The organism is Pseudomonas sp. NBRC 111138 (assembly GCF_001320835.1).
Lineage (GTDB): Bacteria > Pseudomonadota > Gammaproteobacteria > Pseudomonadales > Pseudomonadaceae > Aquipseudomonas > Aquipseudomonas paracarnis.
On the sequence record NZ_BCBO01000107.1, the window covers coordinates 1 to 1,569 of the forward strand.

General features: G+C 62.5%; 2 protein-coding genes and 1 pseudogene. 1 reads left to right on the forward strand and 2 read right to left on the reverse strand.

What is annotated here, in order from left to right; genetic code table 11:
• A partial coding sequence (locus APH41_RS20150) for a coproporphyrinogen III oxidase (protein ID WP_156359070.1) occupies positions 1 to 236 on the reverse strand: 236 nt, incomplete at its 3' end.
• A 178-nt stretch (positions 237 to 414) separates the two neighbouring features.
• On the opposite strand from APH41_RS20150, the gene APH41_RS20155 reads away from it, so the two are divergent.
• A complete protein-coding gene (locus tag APH41_RS20155) occupies positions 415 to 1,392 on the forward strand; it encodes a quinone oxidoreductase (RefSeq protein ID WP_034129198.1) in 978 nt (325 codons plus the stop codon).
• Positions 1,393 to 1,503: 111 nt separating this feature from the next.
• On the opposite strand, the pseudogene APH41_RS28865 reads toward APH41_RS20155, so the two are convergent.
• Positions 1,504 to 1,569, reverse strand: a pseudogene (locus APH41_RS28865) (tRNA threonylcarbamoyladenosine biosynthesis protein RimN); the annotation flags it as partial.

The window sequence follows — 1,569 nt, forward strand, 5'->3', positions numbered from 1 at the left end:
CGATGGGCACTGGCAGACGGTGGCAGACCGCTGCCAAACACGTGGGAAAAGTTGACACCGCCTTTTTCGATCACCGAACCGTTTTCCATCACACGGGTACGACCGCCACCGCCGGCTGGCCGGGTCCAGGCGTCTTCGATAAAGCGAGTGTCCGTCTCGAAGGTTTCCAGGGCGCTGCAAATGCGGTCTTGCAGGTCAAGCAGGTAGGCTTTAACGGCCTCGGTGCGGGTAGTCATGGCATCACCTTGAATCGGGCAAAGCTACGCGAGGCCCATGGGGCGTCGGCGGCAAATGGGCGCACAGGATACCACTGCGCCTAGATGCCACTGCACTTAGGTGCACAGCAGTTGACGAGGATCAAGCTTAGGAGTCCGATAGGGGGCTACGCAGATTCGAACCCAAGGAGAAGTGCAGATGGCCAAACGTATCCAGTTCAGCGCCCATGGCGGCCCCGAAGTACTTGAATATGTGGACTACACGCCAGCGGAGCCTGGCCCACAGCAGGTTCGGGTGCGCAACGAGGCCATCGGCCTGAACTTCATCGACACTTACTTCCGCAGTGGCCTCTACGCGCCGCCCGCGCTGCCATCGGGCCTTGGTGCGGAAGGCGCTGGCGTGGTGGACGCGGTGGGCAGTGAAGTCAGCCAATTCAAAGTTGGCGACCGCGTGGCCTACGGCAGCGGCCCGCTGGGTGCCTACAGCGAGCTGCATGTGTTGCCTGCGGCCAACCTGGTGCACCTGCCGGATGAGATCAGCTTCGAACAGGCCGCCGGTGCCATGCTCAAAGGCCTGACCGTGCAATACCTGTTGCGCCAGACCTATGAGCTCAAAGGCGGTGAAACCATTTTGTTCCACGCCGCTGCGGGTGGCGTGGGCTCCCTGGCCTGCCAATGGGCCAAGGCCCTGGGCGTGAAGCTGATCGGCACGGTGAGCTCGCCGGAAAAGGCCGCCCTGGCCAAATCCCTCGGCGCCTGGGAAACCATCGACTACAGCAAGGAAGATGTCGCACAACGCGTACTGGAATTGACTGACGGCAAGAAGTGCCCGGTGGTGTACGACGGCGTCGGCAAGGACACCTGGCTGACCTCACTGGACAGCGTGGCGCCACGGGGTTTGGTGGTGAGCTTCGGCAACGCGTCGGGTGCGGTGGATGGGGTGAACCTGGGGATTCTGTCGGCGAAGGGCTCGCTGTACGTAACCCGGCCAACGTTGGCGACCTACGCCAACAGTGCGGCAAACTTGCAGGCGATGGCGGACGATCTGTTTTCGATGATCAAGAGCGGCAAGGTGCGCATTGATATCAACCAGCGCTACCCGCTGGCGGAGGCGGCCAAAGCGCAGACGGAGTTGTCGGCACGGCGCACGACTGGCTCAACCATCCTGCTGCCTTAAGATCGTTCCCACGCTCTGCGTGGGAATGCATACCGTGACGCTCTGCGTCACAAGCGGACGCAGAGCGTCCAATGCGGCGTTCCCACGCAGAGCGTGGGAACGAGCTGCACCTTACGAGGGGCGCACCACATCACCCGTCACCAGGTCCCGAATCAGGCTCGGGTTCTTGCGCCCCCC